The organism is Veillonella parvula (assembly GCF_036456085.1).
GTDB classification, from domain to species: domain Bacteria; phylum Bacillota; class Negativicutes; order Veillonellales; family Veillonellaceae; genus Veillonella; species Veillonella parvula_E.
This window is the reverse complement of sequence record NZ_CP138632.1, coordinates 858,294-881,164: the sequence shown is the minus strand read 5'-3', so window position 1 is coordinate 881,164 and position 22,871 is coordinate 858,294. Positions and strand designations below refer to the sequence as shown.

Here is a 22,871-nt window from a genome sequence, read left to right as displayed (position 1 = left end):
TTATTATTTATGACTCAGAAAGTGGTAGTTATTATGAATTTTATAAAAGCATTTTTCCAGTCAGAGTCTGCTGGTGGGATATCCTTGCTGTCCGCTGCTATTTTAGGCGTTCTTGTGGCGAACTCACCGATTGCAGCACAGTATTTTGCAGTCATGCAAATACACCTTGGTCCAATGACTATACTGGAGTGGGTAAATGATGCCTTAATGGCTCTTTTTTTCCTTTATGTTGGTATAGAGATCAAGAAGGAAATGATTTCTGGGGAGCTTGATACGAAGGCGAAACGTGTGCTTCCCGTATTAGCCGCATTTGCAGGTGTTATTACGCCAGCTATTGTGTATTATTTTGCGGCTGGATATATGCCAGAATATAGACATGGTTGGGGGATTCCTACCGCTACAGATATCGCTTTTGCTATAGGCGTTATTACAATGCTTGGTAATAAGGTATCTACAGCGATGAAAGCCTTTCTAGCTGCATTAGCTATTATTGACGACTTGATTGCCATAGTCGTTATTGCTCTCTTTTATGGGGCAGGCGTTAATTTTATGGATTTAATAGCTGCTGCGGCTGTAACTGGTTTACTGATTTATACTAATAAGCAAGGCTATTTAAGACCACTTCCGTATTGTGTTCTAGGATTAGTTCTTTGGTATTTAGTTTTAAAATCTGGTGTGCATGCTACCATTGCTGGTGTTGTACTGGCTATGACAATTCCTTTTAAAGGTAAAGTTATAGATAAGGTAGTATATCCTATGGAAGAATGGGCCCATGCTTTACGCAATTGGGTAAACTTCTTAATTATACCATTATTTAGTTTTTTAAATGCTGGTGTATCCTTTGCTGATTTTTCCATAGATAATTTATTCCATCCTGTAATCATAGGTGTTTCATTCGGTTTAATCTTAGGAAAACAATTAGGTATATTCTCTGCCGTCTACATTTTGGTTCAATCTAAGGCAATTAAGATGCCTACAAAAACGACGTGGCCTGAAATTTATGGGACAGCTATTTTGTGTGGTATTGGCTTTACTATGAGCCTTTTTGTTGCTACACTGGCTTTCCCACCAGGTATAACACAAGAAATGGCTAAGGTAGGTATCTTTATAGGATCAATCACGGCAGGCTTGCTAGGTGCGATTGTCCTAATTTTAGCTTATCAAATACGCAAGATGCGTGGTAAAATTTAATAAAATAATCTTTTGTAAGTATAGAAAGGATTCAAATGGAACGCATTTTTGTTTTCTTACGTTCTCCAGGTGCAGCTACATCTGTACTCCTAGGAGCAACAGTACTCGCTTTAATTTTAGCGAACTCTCCATCATCTGAACAATACTTTCAAATCGTTAATCACCATATAGGTAATCTAACAATTTTAGAATGGGTTAATGATGCATTGATGGCAATCTTCTTCCTTTTTGTAGGTCTCGAAGTTAAGCGTGAATTAGTATCAGGTGAGCTTAATACTAATGCTAAGCGTGTGATGCCAGGCATTGCCGCATTATTTGGTGTTCTAACGCCCGCTTTTATCTACTACTTAATTGCAGGTTTTCATTCTGAATATATACATGGTTGGGCAATACCAACTGCTACGGATATTGCATTTTCCATCGGTATTATATCTGCATTAGGCTCTAGAGTACCGAATTCAATGAAAGTATTTCTAACAGCTCTTGCCGTTATAGATGATTTGATTGCTATCATCGTAATTGCAATCTTCTATGCGTCAAGTATTCACATGATGTATTTAGGTGCAGCTGTCGTAGTTGTAGCTGCTTTAATCTATTGTAATAAGCAAGGATATGTACGACCTTTACCATATATCATTCTAGGGTTTATCCTTTGGTATTGTGTATTAAAATCTGGTTTACATGCAACTATGGCTGGTGTAATCTTAGCTATGACAATTCCTTCAAAAGGCAAACGAGGCCGTAAGTATGTTCGCCCAATGCAACATTGGGAACATTTATTGTCCAATTGGGTTAGTTTTTTAATTGTACCAATATTTGCATTCTTTAATGCTGGTGTAGATTTACGTAATGTATCTGTTAATGACTTAACGCATCCTGTAGTGCTTGGTGTTGCATTAGGCCTTATTATAGGGAAACAAATAGGTATTTTTGGTGCAGTATTTGCGATGGTGAAATGTGGCCTTGTACCAATGCCGACAGAAGCTAATTGGAAGCATGTATATGGTACTGCGATTGTATGTGGTATAGGCTTTACAATGAGTATCTTCGTATCTATCTTGGCATTTGAACCCGGTCACGCTCAAGAAATGGCAAAAGGTGGCGTTATACTTGGCTCATTAATCTCTGCATTATTCGGCTACATCTTCTTAAGACTTGTTGGTGCAAACCGAAAAGAATGTCATATTGGTGTATACCATAACTGCTAAAATTAAATATAACTATTAAATCTCCATTGTAGACTGAAGAGAATTTCCGACTTTAGAAGTAATCTAAGTGAATATTCTTGCAGGATATAATGGAGATTTTCATTGGTATCTTATAATTTTATGATATATATGTAATACACCTTTAAAATTATTACTATAACTATAATTTAATATATGAATTATTGATATTAATAGAACCTTTATGGTTTATAGATTATTTAAAACTGTATAGTATACTACTTAATGTAAGGTGAGGTGTATATGATAAAAAAAATAATTATTACATGTACGCTTGTTTGTATGATTGTAATGGTATCCTCTGTATCATTAGCAAAAACTATTGATCGGGGGCAACGAGGGCATCACGTTAGTAAGGTGCAAACCATGTTAAAGCATCAAGGTTTTTTACATGATTCTATAGATGGCATTTACGGTCATAATACAGAACAAGCTGTTCGAAAATTTCAAAAATCTAAAGGGCTCCCTGTAGATGGTCGTGTTGGTCCTGCTACGATGAATGCTTTGGAAAAGATGGAGACTCGTTATGGAGGCCATGGCACAGAACGCAATCATAATGGAGTGCCTAATAAATACTCTAAAGTTTTAACGATGGAGGCTAGTGGCTATTCATCTCAAGATCCTGGCAACGGAAAATATACAGCTACAGGTAGTCGTCTACGGAAGGGACTTGTGTCTGTAGACCCTAAATTAATTCCTTTGGGAACGCGATTATATATTGAAGGTTATGGCTATGCTGTAGCTGACGATGTAGGTGGTGCTATTAAAGGGCATCGCATTGATTTAGCTTTTGATTCTCGTGCAGAAGCATTACAGTTTGGACGTCAATCTGTAAAGGTTTATATTTTATAATGATAACTCTCTAGTTTTATATGATTATATGATAGATGTATAGACTACAATCATATTCTTGTATAAAATGCTAGAGAGTTTTTCTTTTACCGAATTATAATGTATTCAAAACCTCGAATATTCGGAAATTATGGTATAATAAATAATAGATATATGATGATGACTCATGATGTTAAATTAATGAGCATACTCAATAGTTATATGATGAATAGTAAAGGATAATCCTATGGATAAAGTACGGCGTGTAGAACGAATGGTGGCAATGACAAAACTGTTAGTTGATTCACCGCAAAAATTGATTCCTTTAAATTACTTTTGCGACTTTTTTGGCATGGCTAAATCAACGGTTAGTGAAGATTTGACATGTGTAAGGCAGTCTATGGAACACTTTCAACTGGGGACCTTAGAAACGGTGGCCGGTGTAGCTGGTGGGGTACGATTTATTCCGCATCGTAAGGGAACACAAGCGAACGATATTTTACGCGATGTACAAGCTCGTTTAATGGAGCCAGATCGCATCATTCCAGGTGGTTTTATTTATATGTCTGATATCTTATATGATTGGCACGTAATGACACGTCTGGGTGAGATTATTATGACTCGTTTTGTGAACCGTGAACCAGACTATATTTTGACTGTAGAAACAAAGGGGATCCCTTTGGCTGTAATGGTAGCGAGAGCTTTCAATAAACCACTTGTTATTGCTAGACGTGATAGTAAGGTAACAGAAGGTTCTGCTATTAGCATTAATTATGTAACAGGTTCCTCTGGGCGCATTCAAACTATGACACTAACTAAACGGGCAATTCCTCCTAATGCGAAGGTGTTAATTATCGATGACTTTATGAAAGCTGGCGGTACTGCTAAGGGGCTTAAAGAATTAGTTCTTGAAATGAGTGGGGTCGTTGTTGGCACAGGTGTTCTTGTAGCTACAGCTGAACCAAGTCCGAAATTGATCGATGATTATGAATCACTATTTACTTTTTATGGTATCGATGAAAATACAAAGAAAATTAGTATAGAGCCTGTGTTAGATGAAGAGTAAATCATTAATATTAGGAAGATTATAGGCTGATATAATGGTTTATATTGAGTATTGACCTATGGGCTAAATAATGACGTAAAGAATATTTAAAATGGTATAGAGATATAAGAGATAACAGATAGGAGATTACTATGAATATTGCAAGCCTTATTTTAGCTGCTGGTAAGGGCACGCGTATGAAGTCTAAATTGCCAAAAGTGTTACACAAGGTCGGCGGTAAGGCGATGGTAGAACGCGTTCTTGAAACGGTTCAATCCATTGGTACCAATCGCGATGTTGTTATCGTTGGTTTTGGTGGCGATGCAGTACAAAATTACTTGGGAGAGCGTGCTGAATTTGTTCGTCAAGAAGAACAAAATGGTACAGGTCATGCAGTTAAGATGGCTCAACCAGTACTTGGTGATTATGATGGTACAATCTTATTGTTATGCGGTGATACTCCCCTGGTTACAAAAGAAAGTTTAGAAGCACTTTTAGAAGAACATAAAAATTCCGGTGCAGCAGCTACAATCTTAACTGCTCATATGCCGGATCCAACTGGTTATGGACGTATCATTCGTAATGAAGCGGGTTCTGTAGTTCGTATCGTAGAACAGAAAGATGGTAAACCTGAAGAATTAGCGGTTCAAGAAGTAAATACAGGTATGTACGCTTTTGATAGTAAAAAATTATGGCCTTGCTTAGATCAATTATCTGATGATAATGCCCAAGGTGAATTGTATATTACTGATGTAGTTGGTATTCTCGTAAATGGTGGCGACAAGGTAAGTGCATACATGACTAAGGATTTTGAAGAATCTTTAGGTGTAAACTCACGTTTGCAATTAGCAGAGGCTGAAGCTATATTAAAACATCGTAAAAATGTTGAGTTAATGACTGCTGGCGTAACAATTATTGATCCTGAAAATACCTATGTGGCTCCTGAGGTAACAGTAGGTGCAGATACAATTTTGCATCCTGGTACAATTCTTGAAGGTGATACCGTGATTGGTGAGCGTTGTGAAATTGGACCACATACTCGTTTGACGAATGTAAAAGTCGGTAATGATACGATTATCCATTTTACTTATGGTCATGACTGTGAAGTAAAAGACGGTGTAGATGTAGGTCCATATGCCCATTTGCGTCCAAATACAGTTTTAGGTAATAAGGTTCATGTAGGTAACTTTGTAGAGGTTAAGAACTCTATTGTTGGGGAAGGTACCAAGTTTCCACATCTCTCCTATATCGGCGATAGTGATGTTGGGGCCGGTGTTAATATTGGCTGTGGCACTATTACCGTAAATTATGATGGGAAAGTTAAGCATCGTACGACTATTGGTGATGGTGCATTTGTTGGTTGTAATAGTAACTTAGTTGCTCCTGTAACAATAGGTAATTATAGCTATGTAGGTGCGGGCTCAACTATTACTAAAAACGTACCAGATAAGGCCTTGGCGGTAGGTCGTAGCAAGCAAATTGTGAAAGAAAATTGGGTAACAGAGGATACTTTCAAAAAGAAATAAAAAAAATCTCATATTTTTTAACACAATTAGGTCAAAATAGTATACAATAAAAAGGCAATAGTGTGTATCTGTAATGTATAGATTATGGATAAGTAACCAGTATAGGAGCAAATGAAAGGGTAACAAAATGGCATTTGAAGACGGCAAAAAACTCAAGATTTTCACAGGTAATGCAAATCCTGCATTGGCAAAGGAAATTTGTGATTATTTAGGGTTGCCTTTAGGTGAAGCATTTGTAGGTCGTTTTAACAATGGCGAAGTACAAATAATGATTGATGAAAGCGTACGTGGCAAAGATGTATTTATCATTCAACCAACTAGCTATCCTGTAAATGATAATTTAATGGAACTCATGGTTATGGCTGACGCGTTAAAACGAGCTTCTGCACGTCATATCACTGCAGTAGTTCCTTACTATGGCTATGCTCGCCAAGACCGTAAGACTCGCGGTCGTGAGCCGATTACAGCTAAATTAGTAGCTAATTTGATGCAAACGGCAGGTATTACACGTCTTGTAACAATTGATTTGCATGCAGGACAAATTCAAGGTTTCTTTGATGTGCCTGTAGATCATTTGTTTGGCGCATCTATTTTGGCTAAATATATTAATGAAAAAAATATGGAAGATATTATCGTTGTATCTCCTGACCTTGGCGGTGTTACAAGAGCTCGTGATTTGGCTGACCGCATTGGTGCACCGATTGCAATCATTGAGAAAAAACGCCCTGAACCAGGTGTGGCTAAAGTTATGAATCTCATCGGTGATGTGGCAGGTAAAAACTGTATTATTATCGATGATATCGTAGATACAGCTGGATCCTTGGTTGAAGGTGCTAAAGCATTGGAAGAATTCGGTGCTAAATCCGTTACCGCCGCTGTTACACATGCAGTGTTGACAGATCCGGCAAGTGAACGAATTGCAAATTCCAATATTAAGGAACTTATCGTTACTAATACTATTCCATTGCCGGAAAATTGCAACTTACCAAATATTACGCAATTATCCGTAGCTCCATTGTTGGGTGAAGCAATTATGCGTATCTTCCATGAAGTGTCTGTAAGTAATTTATTTGATAAATAATAGGTGATTTTTGAAATTAGTAGTAGGCCTCGGTAACCCCGGCAAGCAATACGAAAAGACAAAACATAATATTGGATTTATGGTTATTGATGCCATTGCCGATAGTGTCCCTCACACGCCTTGGAGAGAGGAGCAACGTGCTGAGGTATGCAGTATTACCGTAGATGGTGAAAAAGTATTGCTTGTAAAGCCGCAAACATTTATGAATCTAAGTGGTGAGTCTGTAGGACCGTTAATGCGGTACTACAAAATTGATCCATCTGATGTGTATTGTATCTATGATGACATGGATTTACCTATAGGTAAGTTGCGTATTCGACCAAATGGTAGTTCGGGTGGACATAATGGGATTAAATCCTTAATTTCCCATATAGGAACAGAAAATTTTCCTCGATTCCGCGTGGGAATTGGACGTCCGTTACCACAATGGACTGTCATTGATCACGTTTTAGCACCATTTAGTGAAGAGTCGCAAGAGAAGGTACAAAAAGGTATTAAGGATACGGTAAAAGCCGTATTAGGCACCCTAGAGGTAGGTATGGATAAAGGCATGAATCAATTCAATCCTAAACGTCGTCCACAGCGATAAATACATGCATAAGGGCATGAGTCTCATTGAGATTCATGCCCTTTTTACGAGGTACATATGAGTAATCAAGAAAAAATGCCTTTTGTAGAGGCTTTAGAATCATATAAAGAACAACATTTCGTGCCCTTTCATACACCAGGTCATAAGATAGGCGTTGAAGCACCTCAACTATTAAAGAATTGGATGGGGCCAGCGTTACCCTATGACTTAGGTGTTATGTATGCTTTAGATGATTTACATGAACCTGAACGGGAATTAAAAGAAGCGCAAGACTTAACAGCAGAGTTATATGGAGTTGATTGTTGTTGGTTTTCTATTAATGGTACTACAGCTTTGATTGAAGCCATGATTATGGGGACTGTAGGGCCTGATGAAACCATTATTATTCCTCGAGAAGCACATCGTTCTGTTATTAGTGGGCTTGTTCTCTCAGGGGCCAAACCAGTATATATGGACTGTGATTTTGATGAACGCTGGGGAATTCCACTAGGTGTATCATTAGAAAATGCTATCAAATCAATGGATGCACATCCAGAGGCAAAGGCGATTCTTTTAGTGTATCCAAACTATTATGGCGTGGGCATAGATATTGTTAATATCATACAAGAGGCTCATAAGCGGGGACTTATTGTACTTGTTGATGAAGCTCATGGGCCTCATTTGCCGTTCTCTGAAAGTTTACCTATAGAGGCTATAGAGGCTGGAGCAGATTTGGTGGCTCAAAGTACACATAAATCTGTTGGCTCTTTGACACAAACATCTTGGCTATTAGGGCAAGGTAAAAAAATTGATAAGCGGCGTATTACGCAAATGCATCAAATGTTACAAAGTACGAGTCCAAACTATATTTTCCTTGCTTCCTTAGATATGGCGCGCCATCAATTAGCCACAGCAGGTAATGATTTAGTAAGTCGTGCAGTAGAGTTGAGTATGTACTTACGTGAGGAACTCAATAAAATTTCTGGTATTGCTGCTATGGAATACACGGATATTCAAGAGCGAGTAATAAATTATGATTGTACTAAGGTGCTGATTGATGCTAAAGAATTAGGGCTCACAGGTGTAGAATTTGAACGGATGTTACGAGAACATCATATTGAGGTGGAGTTAGTACAAGCTCATCATGTGCTAGTGCTCATTACCATAGGTGATACAAAAGAGTCTGTAACTGCTCTTATTAAGGCTGTACAAGCTGTAAGTGAAAAGGTGTTACGTGCATTTAAAGAATTTAATAAAACAGAGGAAGAGCAATTGCAAGACATTAGTAAAGATTCTGCGCTGCTGCCAGCGCCTATTGTGCGCATAACCCCTCGTAATGCTATGTATGCAAATCGTGAGCAAGTACCTTTAAAAGAAGCACTTCATCGCATTGCAGGGGAGACAATTGCTTATTATCCACCGGGTATTCCCTGTGTAGCAGTAGGTGAAGAGATTAGTGCCTCTGTGTTACAATATATAGAGAATCGCAAGGCTTTAGGTTTTGTACCGAATGGTGCTGATGATATGACATTGGAAACGATTTGGGTATTACAGGAGTAATTATGGGGACTTTGATTATATTAGAAGGTGGAGATGGCAGCGGTAAGGCTACACAAACTAAACTCTTAGGAGAACGCTTAACCAAAGAAGGGCATGCCGTTAAGTCTGTGAGCTTTCCAAACTATGATAGTGGCGCCGCTATGCCTATTAAAATGTATTTAGCTGGTGAATTTGGTAAAGATGTACATGATGTAAATCCTTATGTGGCAAGCTCTATGTATGCCATCGATCGATTTGCTTCCTTTAGAACTGATTGGGAGCAATTTTATAAAAATGGGGGTATCATCATTGCAGATCGTTATACAACGTCTAACATGGTGCACCAAATGGTAAAATACGATGATCCGAAGGAACGCACTGAATTTTTAGATTGGCTTGAAGATTTTGAGTTCCAAAAATTTGGCTTGCCTAAACCTGATGCGGTGTGCCTTTTGGATATGCCCCTTGAAGTGAGCGAAGCCCTTATGGCGGAGCGCACTGGTAAAACTGGGGGCAATACTGGTGATATTCACGAAGGGAATCATGCATATTTAGCAGCCGTCCACGATGCGTATGAAGAATTAGTAAAGCGTTATCAATGGCACCGCATACCTTGTGTGGATAAAGCTAAATCTAGTCAGTATACATTACGTACTATTGAAGAAATTCATAATGATGTATATAGTGTAGTAGAAAATCTACTACCTTAGAAAAAGGCGACTCTTTTAAAAGTCGCCTTTTTCCTATATAATATTAATATTGAGCATGTATTGATAGGAGGCACTATGACATATTTTGATTCTATAATTGGTCAAGATTCGATTAAGGCACACCTATCTGAACTTGTAAGTCGTAATGCATTACCTCATAGTCTCTTGTTTTATGGCGAATCTGGTCTTGGCAAGCTAGATATGGCCATAGGCTTAGCGTCTTTATTACTAGGGCGTCAAGTATTCTCTCAACCTAAGGGGGAATCTTATTTAGCAGAGGTTAAGGAAGCCCGTTTAGCAAATGGGGATACGGAAAAACGTATCGAAGCCGAAGGATTACCTATCTATATGGATAAGGGTGATGCCTTTTGGATTCGCCCTATGAAAACAACCTTAAAGGTAGAGCAGTGGTATTCATTATTACAAGATCATCTGTCTGTGGCGGGTAATGGGAACCGCGTTGTCATTGTGGAGGACTTTCACACAGCCAATGCAGTTATGGCAAATGCTATGCTAAAAACCATTGAGGAGCCACCTGAACAGGTGTACTTCATCATTATTACGAACAAGATTAACACCGTATTGCCTACCATCATTTCTAGATGTATGGGAGTTGGTTTTAACAGTGTTGATGTAGATACGATTCGCACCGCTCTTATAGCGCGTGGAATTACCGGTGATATAGAACAGGCTTTATTAGCTGGTCATGGTAATCCACAATTGGTGGAAAAACTGACGACACAAGGTCGCATTGAAATGCTAGAGTTAGCCGTTAAGGTGATGGATATATTAGCTTTTGAAACGCGATGGTTTACTATGATTTCCTTAGCTTGTGAAAGCTTATCTCGTGAAAGCCTAACAAAATTGATGCGCTGGCTACGCCTTGTAAGTAGAGATATGATGGCTCTTAAAATGGGGGCTCAAGACACGCAATTACAAGTACCTATGTACAAAACTCAATTATTACGATTATTACCGCGCTGGTCCATGCAAGCATTGTCAGAGGTTGTTACTGAAACATTGCAAGCAGAACGGGCTTTGCGCTTACATATAAAAACCGCTCTCGTGGTGGACGGTCTTAGTATCGCCCTTCATGATGCTCGGGAGGAGGATTAAATGCTAACCATAGTTGGCGTACGCTTTAAAAAGGCGGGAAAGATTTATTATTTTCAGCCTGAACAATTAGAACTATCCGTTGGGGATGGAGTTATCGTTGAAACAGCACGTGGTGTAGAATACGGCACAGTTGTGATTGGACCTAAAGAGGTCTATGAAGATTCTGTTGTTGCCCCTGTGAAGCCTGTTATTAGACAGGCGACGTCTAAGGATTTGAAACAAATCGAGAAGAATAAAGAGCGCGAAGAAAAAGCCTTTGAAATTTGTCTCGAAAAAATTGAAAAACGCAAGTTACCGATGAAACTTATCAATGTGGAATACACATTTGATATGAATAAGATTATATTCTTCTTTACTGCAGATGGCCGTATTGACTTCCGTGAGCTCGTTAAAGATTTGGCAACTATATTTAGAACGCGCATCGAGTTACGCCAAGTAGGTGTCCGTGATGAGGCTAAAGTACTAAATGGTATCGGTGCTTGTGGTCGACCTTTGTGTTGTTCAAATTTCTTAGGTGACTTTACGCCTGTATCGATTCGCATGGCAAAGGATCAAAATTTGAGCTTAAATCCTACGAAGATTTCTGGTGTATGTGGTCGATTGATGTGTTGCCTTAACTACGAAGATGATTTATATAAAAAAGGTGGCGACCTATATGTGAAGAAGGAACGCCCTCAATCTCCTCAAGATATAGCACCTCCTGGCATTGGTAAGGAGGTTGTTACCGATGAAGGTATTGGTAAAGTTTTAAAGGTAAATCATCATAAGCATACTGTAAAGGTACAGCTCGAAGCGGGCCGTACTATCGATTTGAAATGGTCCGAGGTGGCATTGCCTGATGAATGATCAAGAACGACTTGATGATTTAATTATCGATGGCTTACAGATTTATCAGCGTTCTGATATGTTTCGCTTTTCCTTTGACGCCATAGCACTCATTCATTTTTGTCGTTTTAATGGTCGTCATACCTATGTTGATCTTGGAACGGGGTCAGGGGTTATGCCGCTTATAGGTACGTCATTAGGGGCAGGTCATATTACAGGTATAGAAATTAATGAAACTCTCGTTGAGTTGGCTAAGCGTAGCGTAGAACATAATCGTAAACAAGATGTGGTAAATATATTATGTGGCGATTATCGACATATGACATATCGCGATATACAAGATAAGCCTTTTGATGGTGTTATTGTTAATCCCCCTTTTTATGATTGTGAAAGCGGTGCAAAGCCTACATCTGAAGAGCGTAATTTAGCACTTCATGATGGACATACAACTTTATGTGATGTTCTGAAAGCGGTACAGTCCTTTATTAAATATAAAGGTCGTTTGTGGATGATTTATAGTGCTAGTCGCTTGCAATATGTATTACATGAACTAGAAAGGTTTAACTTTCAAGCAAAACGAATTCGGTTTGTTCATGGTATGCTAGATAAACCAGCAAAATTAGTTTTGATAGAGTCTATTTTTCAAGGTCAGGCAGGTCTTGTACTTGAGCCACCACTCATCGTTTACAAAAAAACGAATGTGTACACGAAGGAGGTGTCCTCTTGGTATGAACGATAATGAATGGGGCACCTTATACTTGGTGCCTACACCGATTGGTAATTTAGAAGATATGACGTATCGATCTGTTCGTATTTTGGGTGAGGTAGATGCTATTGCGGCTGAGGATACGCGTCATACGGGCATATTGTTAAAACATTTTGATATTAAAAAGCCTTTGATTTCTTATCATGAACATAATAAGGAGGAAAAAGGTGCTTATATTTTGGAGCTTTTGTTAGAAGGTCAGTCGATTGCTTGCGTTAGTGATGCGGGTATGCCTGCTATTTCTGATCCAGGGGCAGACCTTGTAACAAAGGCCATTGAAGAAGGCATAACTGTAGTTCCATTACCAGGAGCCAATGCGGCGTTAACAGCACTTATTGCATCAGGTTTAGATACTAAATCCTTTACCTTTGCAGGGTTCTTGCCTAAACGGGGAAAACATCGTATTGAAGAATTAAAAAGACTTTCACAAGTGACGGGAACCTTGCTGTTTTACGAAGCCCCGCATCGATTACAAGAGGTTTTACAAGATATGTATGAAGTCTTTGGTAATCGCTCTATAACGGTGGCAAGGGAATTGACGAAGAAGTTTGAAACCTTTGTACGCACCGATCTAGAAAGCCTTATAAAGGATTTAGAACAGCTCACCTATAAAGGTGAATTCGTCCTCATCGTAAGCGGTGCTGATACAGTGGAGTCCGATACTTGTGAAGTGTTGGATGAACCAGTATCTTATGAAGATGCTGTGCAAGCCCTTGTAGATACTGGGGTACCTAAAAAAGAAGCTATTCGTCAGGTGGCAAAGCGTTTTAACGTTTCCCGCCGGGATGTATATAATATTGTAGAACGTTAAACCTTCCCATTCGAAGGTTAGAAGGAGGCTCATCATGGGAGACACAAAGAAAACGTATTATATTACGACACCTATTTATTATCCAAGTGCTAAGTTGCACATTGGTCATACGTATTGTACATCTGTAGCCGATACAATTGCACGCTTTAAACGATTAGCAGGATATGATGTACGTTTTTTGACTGGTTCAGATGAACATGGCCAAAAAATCCAACGTGCTGCAGAAGCACAAGGCATTACTCCTCTTGAATATACTACAAATATTGTAAATGGTTTTAAAGCATTGTGGGAAAAAATGCATATTTCCAATGACGATTTTATTCGGACTACCGATGAACGTCATGAAAAGGTTGTTCAAGCGTTATTTACAAAAGCTTATGAGAAGGGCGATATTTACAAAGCCGAATATGAAGGCTGGTATTGTACACCGGACGAAACTTTTTGGACAGAGCAGAAGCTAGGACCTAATCATACTTGTCCGGATTGCGGTCGCCCTGTAGAGCGTGTTAAAGAGGAAAGTTATTTCTTCAAACTCGGTAAATATACGGATCAATGGCTTAAGTTTATTGAAGAGAATCCTGACTTTATTCAGCCTGAATCTCGTCGTAATGAGATGATTCAATTTGTAAAGCAAGGTCTAGAAGACTTGGCGGTGTCTCGTACATCCTTTGATTGGGGAATCAAGGTCCCATTTGATCCTAAACATGTAGTATATGTTTGGTTCGATGCATTAGTGAACTATATTAGTGCACTCTCACCATTTGATGGTGATGGTGAACTATATAAAAAATACTGGCCTGCAGATCTTCATTTAGTGGGGAAGGAAATCGTACGTTTCCATACTATTATTTGGCCTATGATGCTCATGAGCCTTGAGTTGCCATTACCAAAAAAGGTATTTGGACACGGTTGGATGATTGTAGATGGTACAAAGATGAGTAAATCCTTGGGGAACGTAATCGATCCAATCCCATTGATTGATACATATGGTGCAGATTCTTTGCGTTATTACTTATTAAGCGAGATTACGTTAGGTAATGACGGAAACTTTACGTTACCTAACTTCGTTACAAAAATTAATGCAGATTTATCTAATGATTTAGGTAACTTATTAAACCGTACTATTGCGATGATTGAAAAATACCATGGTGGTGTGATTACAAAATGCGATGATATGGATGATTTGGACCGTGATGTATCTACATTAGCCGTTCAAACTGCAAAAGATTTTGAAGCGGCGATGGAAAATATGGAGCTTAATAAAGCTATCAAAACTGTATGGTCCTTTATTGGTCGCATGAATAAATACATTGATGAAACAATGCCTTGGGTATTGGCTAAATCTGAAGATGCTCATGATAAAGCGCGCTTGCAATCTGCTATGTATCACTTGGCAGAGGCATTGCGTATCATTGCCATCTTAGTAAGCCCTGTAATTCCTGTAGGAGCTCCAAAAATCTGGGAACAATTAGGGCTTACAGGTTTTGAAGCGGCTACGTTGGAAGATGCTAAAACTTGGGGATTATTGGCAACAGGTACTAAAGTTGTAAAAGGTGAGCCTATCTATCCACGTTTTGAAGTTCCTGAAATAGTAGATGTAGTTGTTACAGAAGAAGTTGAAGAAGCTGTAGATACATCTAATATTCCACCATTAAAAGAAAATATTACCTATGATGACTTTGAGAAACTCGATCTTCGTGTAGCTAAAGTTATAAGCTGTGAAAAGGTGCCTAAGTCCAAGAAGTTGTTGAAATTTGTATTGGATATCGGTATTGAAGAACGTACCGTATTAAGTGGTATTTCCCAATATTATGAACCGGAGACTATGGTTGGTAAAAAGGTAATCTATTTGTCTAACTTGGCTCCTAAAAAGATGATGGGCATTGAGTCTTATGGTATGATTTTGTCCGCCTCTGATTGGGAAGAACATTTAGAGGTAACAAATATCGAATCATTACCGGCAGGAAGTGTGGTTAAATAATGAAACTTTTTGATACACATGCTCATGTAAATGATGGGCGCTTTGATAATGATCGTAATGAGATGTTACAAGCCTGCTTTGATACAGGTGTAGAATATATTATGATTCCTGGTGTTGACAGAGGTACCGTTGAGTCTGGTTTAGCTTTGGCTAAACAGTACGATCAATTATATGCTGCTGTAGGGACTCATCCCCATGAATCAAAGGACTTTACAGAAGAAGACTACGAGTTTTATAAGGAACAAGCTCTTAACAATGATAAGGTACGTGCTATTGGTGAAATTGGACTAGATTATTACTATGATTTTTCTGACCGTGAAACACAAAAACGAGTATTTATTCGTCAGTTAGAGCTTGCTCGTGAAGTAGATCTCCCAATTATTATCCATGACCGCGATGCACATGGTGATATTATGAATATCTTACGCAATGAAGGGAAGGATAACTGGGGCATTTTCCATTGCTATTCTGGTAGCTGGGAGATGGCAAAAGAAGCCATTAAAATGGGCTTTTATATTTCCTTTGCAGGTCCTGTAGTATTTCCTAAGTCTACAAATCTTAAGGAAGTGGCAAGACAAGTGCCATTAGAACGAATACTTATTGAAACCGATTCACCGTATTTGACACCACCACCATTTAGAGGCCGTCGTAATGATCCAAGTAAAACTCAGTTTGTGGCAGAAGAAATTGCAAGCCTTAAAGGGCTTGATGTAGATGAGTTTTGTGAAATTGCTTTTAATAATGGTAAACGAGTATTTGGTATCGAGTAAATGTAGAACTAGTTCATAAGATTATTAGCGAATAAAATATCTGTTGGACTTTAATTACTAAGTTTTTGCGTATAAAGTATTAGAATACATGATAAAACTAAATTAGAATTATAAATCATAAAACGCGGTTCTCCCTTATCGATGAGAATCGCGTTTTTCTATGGTATACTAAAGTATATTCAGACTGAACAGAAGTAAGATGAGGATAGCAACATGAAACGTATTGCATTTATAGATTTAGGCTCGAACTCAGTTCGTTTTGTCATATATGAAATTTCTAAGACTGGTAGTTATCGACTGATATATCAAGAGAAAGAAAGTGTACGTCTCAGTGAGAATATGTGGGGAACTCACGAATTGACTAAAGAAGCTATGGAACGCTCTTTGCGTGCTCTAAAAGGTTTTGTACACATGGCTGATGCAATGGAGGCAAATACGATTAAAGCTGTTGCTACCGCAGCAGTACGTTTGGCTAAAAATGGGGATGCTTTTATTAAATCCGTAAAAGAACGAACGGGTTTGGATTTAGAATGTATTGCTGGTGAAGAAGAGGCTCGCCTGGGGTTTCTTGGCGTTATCAATACCATTGGACTTAAGGATTTTATTATTTTTGATTTAGGTGGTGCCAGTACCGAGATAACCCTTGTACGAAATCGTCATATTACAAAATCGGTGAGCTTGCCGATAGGGGCCCTTACCTTAACAGGCACCTATCAGAAGGGGGATGAATATACTCCTAAAGAACTTGATAAACTGACGAAAGTTGTAAAGAAAACGATTAAGGAACATGCATGGCTTCGCAATGTGAAATTACCGCTCCTTGGTATCGGTGGCACTGCTCGTAATATTGCTAAAATGGATCAACGCAAGTTATCTTATCCCATTACAAAGCTACATAATTATGAAATTCCATATCATAGATTCCATGAAATTTTGGAAGAAGTAAAAGGCAAAACTCTAGAGGAACGCAAAAAGATTAGTGGTTTATCATCGGAGCGCGCTGATATCATTATTGCAGGTCTCACTATCGTAGAAGAATTATTTAACTACGTAAATACTAAAACACTCGTTGTTGGTGGGTGTGGTTTGCGAGAAGGTTTATTTTACGACTATTATGGAGCACACTACTTAGGTGGTAACTCTATTATTGATGATATTTTAGTACATTCTGCAGAGAATGTATTATTAGGTATGACTAAACATGAGTTAGTTCATGCTAAATATATTACAGATTTAGCTATTAAACTGTATGATGAATTAGAACCACTTCATAGAGCTAATAAAAATACAAGACGTTGTTTGATTGCGGCTAGCTTATTACATGATATTGGTAAACGGATTAATTATTATAGTCATGCCCGACATGGCTGCTATATGCTTGTCAATAGTAATTTATATGGGCTTTCCCATGTTGAACAAGCTTTTAGCGCGTTCCTTGTTATGAACTCTCATGGTTTGACGCCAAAAGAGTATAAAAACTTCTTATACGGTAAATTGTTAGATCAAGAACAGCGTTTGTTGGGCCAAAAAATATCTATTATTCTAGCCTTGGCTGAAGCTCTTGATGAAAGTCATGAACAATTTATTCGCCATTTATCCGTGAATCTAAAATATACTAGTGTACAATTAGTAGTAACCTATTTGAACGGTTGCGATATAAGTGTCACGAAAGCGGCTGTAGAGAAATTAGGAAAATCCTTCAAAAAAGAATTCAAGAAAACATTAGAAGTAGAGTGGAAGGAAGCTCGTAAGGAGGCATAATGGCATTACCAAAAGCGTTACGATATGCAGTGCTACATGTAGGCTCCAGTAGCATGAGTATTACTATTTTAGAATACAAGGGTATCGATGATGTACGCGTTATAGATTATGCAGCTAGGGAGGTAACCTTTGGGGAAGAATTATTCCAAACCTCTCGTTTAAGTTTTGAAACGATTGAGGAAATTTGTCATATCTTAAAGGGATATAAACAATTAATGGCTGATTACGGTGTGAGTCGCTCTAGATTATATGGTACTACTGTAATACGTGAAGCCGCTAATCGTCGTAGTATTCTGGACCAAATTTATATTCAAACAGGTATGCGTGTTGAGGTTATCGACATGCCTAAAGAGGTGTATTACAAATATGCCTTACTATACTACAAGATGACTAATCAGTACCGCTTGACGGATCCTACAAAGGCAACATTATTTCTTGATATTACTTCTGGTGGTGTAGGTTTAACCGTTTGGCGTGGTGAAAGCTTATTGTTCCAGCGCAATATGCATAGCGGGTCATTACGTGTTATGGAATCTTTTAATCGCAACCAACGTTCCTCTACATCGTTTCCAATGGCTATTACCGAGTATTTACATCGCATGATAGGCCCATTACGGGAGGAGCTTAAGACCTTCAATATTAATAGTGTTATTTTATCAGGCGATGAAGCTCAATATATGGCGCGTCTCATGGGAGATGGCAGTAATAAGGACGATATTATTACGATAGAACCAGAACGTTTTAAGGGCTTCATCAAATCCTTTGATGGTGTAACAGCCACTAAATTGATCAATCGATATAAACTACCTGAATATAAGGCGAATATTTTGATGCCTACTATGATTTTATTTAATGAAATTATAACAGCTATAGAGCCTAAATCGTTGATTTTTAGTAGCTTCTCCTTCTCTCAAGGAATAAGTTGGTTCTATGGCGTTGAGGCGGAAAATAATCCCTTTATGTACCAATTGCGTGAGCAAAATGCTCAATTAGCTCGTGCTGTTGCCGCTAGATATCATACTGACAGCATTCATGATGCTGAGGTGGAACGTTTCAGTTCTTTATTCTGTAAAACATTACGCCATAAAGGTTTACCGGAGCGGTGGGGTTACTTATGCCGCATTGCAGCTATATTGTGTTCTGTAGGCAAGTTTGTTAATTTACGAAACCATGGAGAGCATGCGTATCATATTGTGATGGGCACAGATATTTTTGGGCTTTCAGAAGAAGAAAAACAAGTAGTTGCAAATGTCGTATTTTATCACTATAAGGGAACTCCATCTGATGATGATACATATTTTAATTCCTTGACAGAATTACAAAAGATTCAAGTTACAAAGTTAGTAGCTATCATTCGTGTGGCCTGTGCTCTCGATGCAGGGAGTAACCAAAAAATCTCAGATGTTATATTGGAAGAGCGCGATAATGTATTGTATGTATTCTGTCGCACTAATGAGGATATTTCTTTAGAATGGTGGACGTTTAATCGAGATGCTGAATATTTTACAGAAGTATTTGGTATGGAACTTATGCTTGTAAGAGGAGGTGACCGCCATGTTCAGTAATGCTAAATATTATTTTAATCGTGAATTATCTTGGCTAAAATTTAATCAGCGTGTACTATTAGAGTCCATAGATCCAAATACTCCGCTGTTGGAGCGGTTGCGTTTTATTGCTATTGCTAGTTCTAATTTAGATGAGTTTTTTATGATTCGAGTGGCTGGCTTACGTCATCAAGTTGTGAATGGCATTGTTAAATATGATGCAGCTCATATGGATGCAAAAGCACAATTAAAGGCGATTGATGAATCTGTACAGCGTCTTGTTTCTATGCAAAGCACGTATTTAAATAATGTACTGACTGAACTAGAGGCTCATGGCTTTTTCTTTACCCATCCTGATACACTAGATGTAAAAACAAAAGCTTGGCTACGCCATTATTTTGAGGAACATATATACCCCGTAGTAACACCATTGGCTGTTGACTCGGGGCATCCATTTCCATTTTTAACAAATCATACCATTAATGCAATTGTACGTATCTTTCAAATACAAGAGGATGGGACTAAGGATTACAAGATTGCTATCTTGCCAATACCATCTGTATTAGATCGAATCATTGAAGTTCCGAGCCGAGGCAATAAGGAACATCGATTTGTTTATCTAGAAGATGTCATTACTTACTATGCAAATCAATTTTTCCAAGGTTATGGCATTGAAGATTATATGGTTTTCCGTATTACTCGTGATGCAGACCTTGAAATAGACGAGGAAGAAGCAACAGATTTGCTATCTGAAGTAGAGGCATCCTTGCGGCGTCGCCGTCGTGGTGATGCGGTACGTCTTGAAGTTTGTGGAGAGATAAAGGATCACTTATTAGACTTTGTCCTTACAAGTGTAGAATTAGAGCAAAAGGACGTATATCACATTGATGGACATTTGGATTGCCGTATGTATTTTGATTTCTGTAATTATCCAGGTTATGATAAGCTCCGATATGAACCGTTTGATCCTAAGATTCCTAGTGAATTAGTTGATCATGAAGGTGATAGCTTATTTTCTATTATTGGGAAGCAAGATCTTTTTGTTCATCATCCCTTTGAATCTTTTGCAGTGGTTGAGCAATTTATTGCACAAGCAGCTATAGATCCTGATGTATTGGCCATTAAACAAACATTATATCGCGTTAGTGGGGACTCTCCGATTATTGCGTCCTTAATAAAAGCGGCAGATAATGGGAAACAAGTAACCGTCCTTATGGAGGTTAAGGCGCGATTTGATGAAGAAAACAATATTCATATGGCTCGTCGACTCGAAAAAGCGGGATGTCATGTTATTTATGGTTTAAAAGGTCTTAAGACACACTCTAAAATTACTATGGTGGTACGCCGGGAAACGGATGGTATTAGGCGGTATGTCCATCTAGCAACGGGAAACTATAATGGTAAAACAGCTCGCATGTATACTGATTGTGGTATATTTACTTGTAATGATGAGTATGGTGATGATGCGTCACGTTTCTTTAACTTGATTTCTGGATATTCTGACCCACCGATTTGGAATAAGTTTATTGTAGCGCCTTTAAATTTACGTGAAAAAATTATGGAACTTATTGACCGTGAAATCGAGTTTGCTAAGAATGGGGAAGAAGCCTATATCATTGGTAAGATGAATTCTCTGCTCGATAAAAAGGTCATTGCTAAGTTGTATGAAGCTTCTTCTGCTGGAGTTCGTATCGATTTTATCGTGCGTGGTATTTGTACGCTTCGTCCTGGCATTGCCGGTGTTAGTGATAATATAACAGTACGCTCTATTGTGGGGCGTTTTCTTGAACATCATCGTTTGTTCTACTTCCGTAATGGAGGGAATGAAAGTCTGTACCTATCTAGTGCAGATTGGATGCCTCGAAATTTGAATGAACGTGTAGAGCTTATGATTCCTATTGAAGATAAACGCCATAAAGAACGGGTAAAAAGTATTTTAGATTTATATTTAGATGATACATTAAAAGCTCATTTTATGAGAGCAGATGGTTCGTATCATAAAATCAATGATCGAGAGAATCCTATATCTGCTCAAGAGGAGCTAATGAAAACTGCTATTGAGCATGAACACAGAGAGTCAATGACGGTCATTGAACGGTTACAACCGATGTTAAAAATGAATAGATGATGAAAAAACCTTAATATATTAGGTAATGAATTTTAATACAATTACATAACATATAAAAAGTCCATTATATGGGCTTTTTTACTTTCTTATACATTTAAAAATGAGGAGAAAGTGAAGTTTTGAGTGTTCTAGAAAATATTGGTAACAATTGAAAAACACATAAAAATACAAATTTAGTAATAAAAAATCTGTATATACTATATGTGGTATTAGTGTTGTATATATGTACACAATTCGGAATATATTGTATAGTATTTAAAAATATAGATATGTACGCATACAGTGGACTTTTATTAAAAAATACAAAATACAATCTATTACGAATTCAGTATTTATAAAGGGTTTCGTCTTATTGTTAACTTATGGTGTTTGACAGGTTGTATCTATCTGTAGTAGAATAATACCATTACAGGAGGGATTACAACATGAGAATTCATAAGACACACAAGCGATATATTTCGTCTGTTGTTGCCGGATTGATTGTAACAGCTGTAACCATGACCGGTTTTTCTTATAATGATAAAACCGTTACCGTTATGGTAGATGGTGCAGCACACACTGTTAGAACGCATTTAAATTCTAACGAAGGCATTGTACGCGATGCTGGGGTTAAGTTAAATCCAAATGATAAAGTTATTTCTAGTTCATCTACAGTTCAAAATGGAACAACCTTAACGGTTGTTCGTGCTATTCCAGTTTATGTAACTGTAAATGGTAAAACAAGAGCTGTATTCACTACAGAAACAACTGCTCAAGGTGTTGCTAATGAGCTTGGTTTCAAAGCACCTAACTATGTAGTAGTGGGCGATGAAAATGGATCTGTTTTAAGTGGTACACGTATAACAATTGCTCAAGTAACAAGCCGCTCTCTATCTACAGTAGATCAAGAAGTTGCTGTTGAAGTGGTTCGTCAAAAAGATGATACTATGGCTAAGGGCGAAGAAGAGGTTGTTCAAGTTGGTCAACCTGGCTTAGAACGAGTACAACGTGAAACACTATATAGTAATGGTACAGTTATTAAAACTAATGATGTATCTAAAGTAACACAACGTGCAATGGTACCTACAATTATTAAAGAGGGCACTCGTGAGGTGACTACATCTCGTAATGTAGCAGGACGTGCATCTCGCGCTATCGTAATGGAAGCATCTGCTTATCTTGCTGGCGATGGTGATGGTGCTGGTATTACCGCTACGGGTCTACCTGCAGTACGTGGCATTGCCGCAGTAGACCCAGATGTTATTCCATTGGGTACACGTTTATTTATTCCTGGTTACGGTGAAGCTATTGCTGCCGATACAGGTGGTGCTATAGTAGGTAACAAAATCGACCTTGTAATGGACTCTTATGGGGAGGCTATGGACTTTGGTCGCCAAGACGTTACAGTGTACGTTTTGGACTAATATGATGATTTAGAGCGTATATCTATAAGATATATTCTCTTTTTATTGG

At 38.2% G+C, this 22,871-nt stretch carries 19 protein-coding genes; all 19 read left to right on the top strand.

What is annotated here, in order from left to right; all coding sequences use genetic code 11:
* Positions 1–33: 33 nt before the first annotated feature.
* The 19 genes from nhaA (PK1910_RS04220) (at position 34) to PK1910_RS04130 (ending at position 22,822) form a co-directional block, all read left to right on the top strand.
* On the top strand, positions 34–1,191 hold the full coding sequence (gene nhaA, locus PK1910_RS04220; protein WP_004693243.1) for a Na+/H+ antiporter NhaA: 1,158 nt from the start codon (positions 34–36) through the stop codon (positions 1,189–1,191).
* Between the two features lie 35 nt (positions 1,192–1,226).
* Positions 1,227–2,399, top strand: coding sequence for a Na+/H+ antiporter NhaA (gene nhaA, locus PK1910_RS04215; RefSeq protein WP_024060197.1), 1,173 nt, complete (start codon positions 1,227–1,229; stop codon positions 2,397–2,399).
* Between the two features lie 261 nt (positions 2,400–2,660).
* Entirely contained in the window at positions 2,661–3,269 is a 609-nt protein-coding gene (locus PK1910_RS04210) for a peptidoglycan-binding protein (RefSeq protein ID WP_004693247.1), read from the top strand.
* 226 nt (positions 3,270–3,495) lie between these two features.
* Positions 3,496–4,314, top strand: coding sequence for a pur operon repressor (purR, locus tag PK1910_RS04205; protein WP_008713583.1), 819 nt, complete (start codon positions 3,496–3,498; stop codon positions 4,312–4,314).
* Positions 4,315–4,445: 131 nt separating this feature from the next.
* Positions 4,446–5,819: a bifunctional UDP-N-acetylglucosamine diphosphorylase/glucosamine-1-phosphate N-acetyltransferase GlmU gene (gene glmU / locus PK1910_RS04200; RefSeq protein ID WP_008713585.1), complete on the top strand. Its 1,374-nt coding sequence runs from the start codon at positions 4,446–4,448 to the stop codon at positions 5,817–5,819.
* Between the two features lie 127 nt (positions 5,820–5,946).
* Positions 5,947–6,900: a ribose-phosphate diphosphokinase gene (locus tag PK1910_RS04195; RefSeq protein WP_008713587.1), complete on the top strand. Its 954-nt coding sequence runs from the start codon at positions 5,947–5,949 to the stop codon at positions 6,898–6,900.
* Between the two features lie 10 nt (positions 6,901–6,910).
* The gene (gene pth / locus PK1910_RS04190) at positions 6,911–7,489 is read left to right on the top strand and encodes an aminoacyl-tRNA hydrolase (protein ID WP_024060200.1); all 579 of its coding nucleotides are present in this window, start codon (positions 6,911–6,913) and stop codon (positions 7,487–7,489) included.
* Positions 7,490–7,546: 57 nt separating this feature from the next.
* Positions 7,547–9,028, top strand: a complete 1,482-nt coding sequence (locus PK1910_RS04185) for an aminotransferase class I/II-fold pyridoxal phosphate-dependent enzyme (protein WP_058948399.1) — start codon at positions 7,547–7,549, stop codon at positions 9,026–9,028.
* A gap of 2 nt (positions 9,029–9,030) precedes the next feature.
* Positions 9,031–9,717 (top strand): dTMP kinase, encoded by a 687-nt coding sequence (locus tag PK1910_RS04180; protein ID WP_058948400.1) that lies wholly within the window; start codon positions 9,031–9,033, stop codon positions 9,715–9,717.
* A 75-nt stretch (positions 9,718–9,792) separates the two neighbouring features.
* A complete protein-coding gene (locus PK1910_RS04175; RefSeq protein ID WP_058948401.1) occupies positions 9,793–10,833 on the top strand; it encodes a DNA polymerase III subunit delta' in 1,041 nt (346 codons plus the stop codon).
* Positions 10,834–11,679 (top strand): PSP1 domain-containing protein, encoded by an 846-nt coding sequence (locus PK1910_RS04170; protein ID WP_008600533.1) that lies wholly within the window; start codon positions 10,834–10,836, stop codon positions 11,677–11,679.
* Positions 11,672–12,397, top strand: coding sequence for a tRNA1(Val) (adenine(37)-N6)-methyltransferase (locus tag PK1910_RS04165; RefSeq protein ID WP_058948402.1), 726 nt, complete (start codon positions 11,672–11,674; stop codon positions 12,395–12,397). Before PK1910_RS04170 ends, PK1910_RS04165 begins: the two co-directional genes overlap by 8 nt.
* Positions 12,387–13,235 carry a 16S rRNA (cytidine(1402)-2'-O)-methyltransferase gene (gene rsmI, locus PK1910_RS04160; protein ID WP_058948403.1) on the top strand — a complete coding sequence of 283 codons (849 nt, stop codon included), beginning with the start codon at positions 12,387–12,389 and terminating at the stop codon, positions 13,233–13,235. The genes PK1910_RS04165 and rsmI overlap by 11 nt, the downstream gene beginning before the upstream one ends.
* A 34-nt stretch (positions 13,236–13,269) precedes the next feature.
* Positions 13,270–15,216 carry a methionine--tRNA ligase gene (gene metG / locus PK1910_RS04155; RefSeq protein WP_058948404.1) on the top strand — a complete coding sequence of 649 codons (1,947 nt, stop codon included), beginning with the start codon at positions 13,270–13,272 and terminating at the stop codon, positions 15,214–15,216.
* On the top strand, positions 15,216–15,986 hold the full coding sequence (locus PK1910_RS04150; protein WP_004693274.1) for a TatD family hydrolase: 771 nt from the start codon (positions 15,216–15,218) through the stop codon (positions 15,984–15,986). The genes metG and PK1910_RS04150 overlap by 1 nt, the downstream gene beginning before the upstream one ends.
* 213 nt (positions 15,987–16,199) lie before the next feature.
* Positions 16,200–17,747 (top strand): exopolyphosphatase, encoded by a 1,548-nt coding sequence (gene ppx, locus PK1910_RS04145; RefSeq protein ID WP_058948405.1) that lies wholly within the window; start codon positions 16,200–16,202, stop codon positions 17,745–17,747.
* Positions 17,747–19,312: a Ppx/GppA phosphatase family protein gene (locus tag PK1910_RS04140; protein ID WP_004697172.1), complete on the top strand. Its 1,566-nt coding sequence runs from the start codon at positions 17,747–17,749 to the stop codon at positions 19,310–19,312. Before ppx ends, PK1910_RS04140 begins: the two co-directional genes overlap by 1 nt.
* Positions 19,302–21,419 carry a polyphosphate kinase 1 gene (gene ppk1 / locus PK1910_RS04135; RefSeq protein WP_058948406.1) on the top strand — a complete coding sequence of 706 codons (2,118 nt, stop codon included), beginning with the start codon at positions 19,302–19,304 and terminating at the stop codon, positions 21,417–21,419. The genes PK1910_RS04140 and ppk1 overlap by 11 nt, the downstream gene beginning before the upstream one ends.
* Positions 21,420–21,844: 425 nt before the next feature.
* The gene (locus PK1910_RS04130) at positions 21,845–22,822 is read left to right on the top strand and encodes a 3D domain-containing protein (protein WP_004693280.1); all 978 of its coding nucleotides are present in this window, start codon (positions 21,845–21,847) and stop codon (positions 22,820–22,822) included.
* The last annotated feature ends 49 nt before the right edge of the window (positions 22,823–22,871 follow it).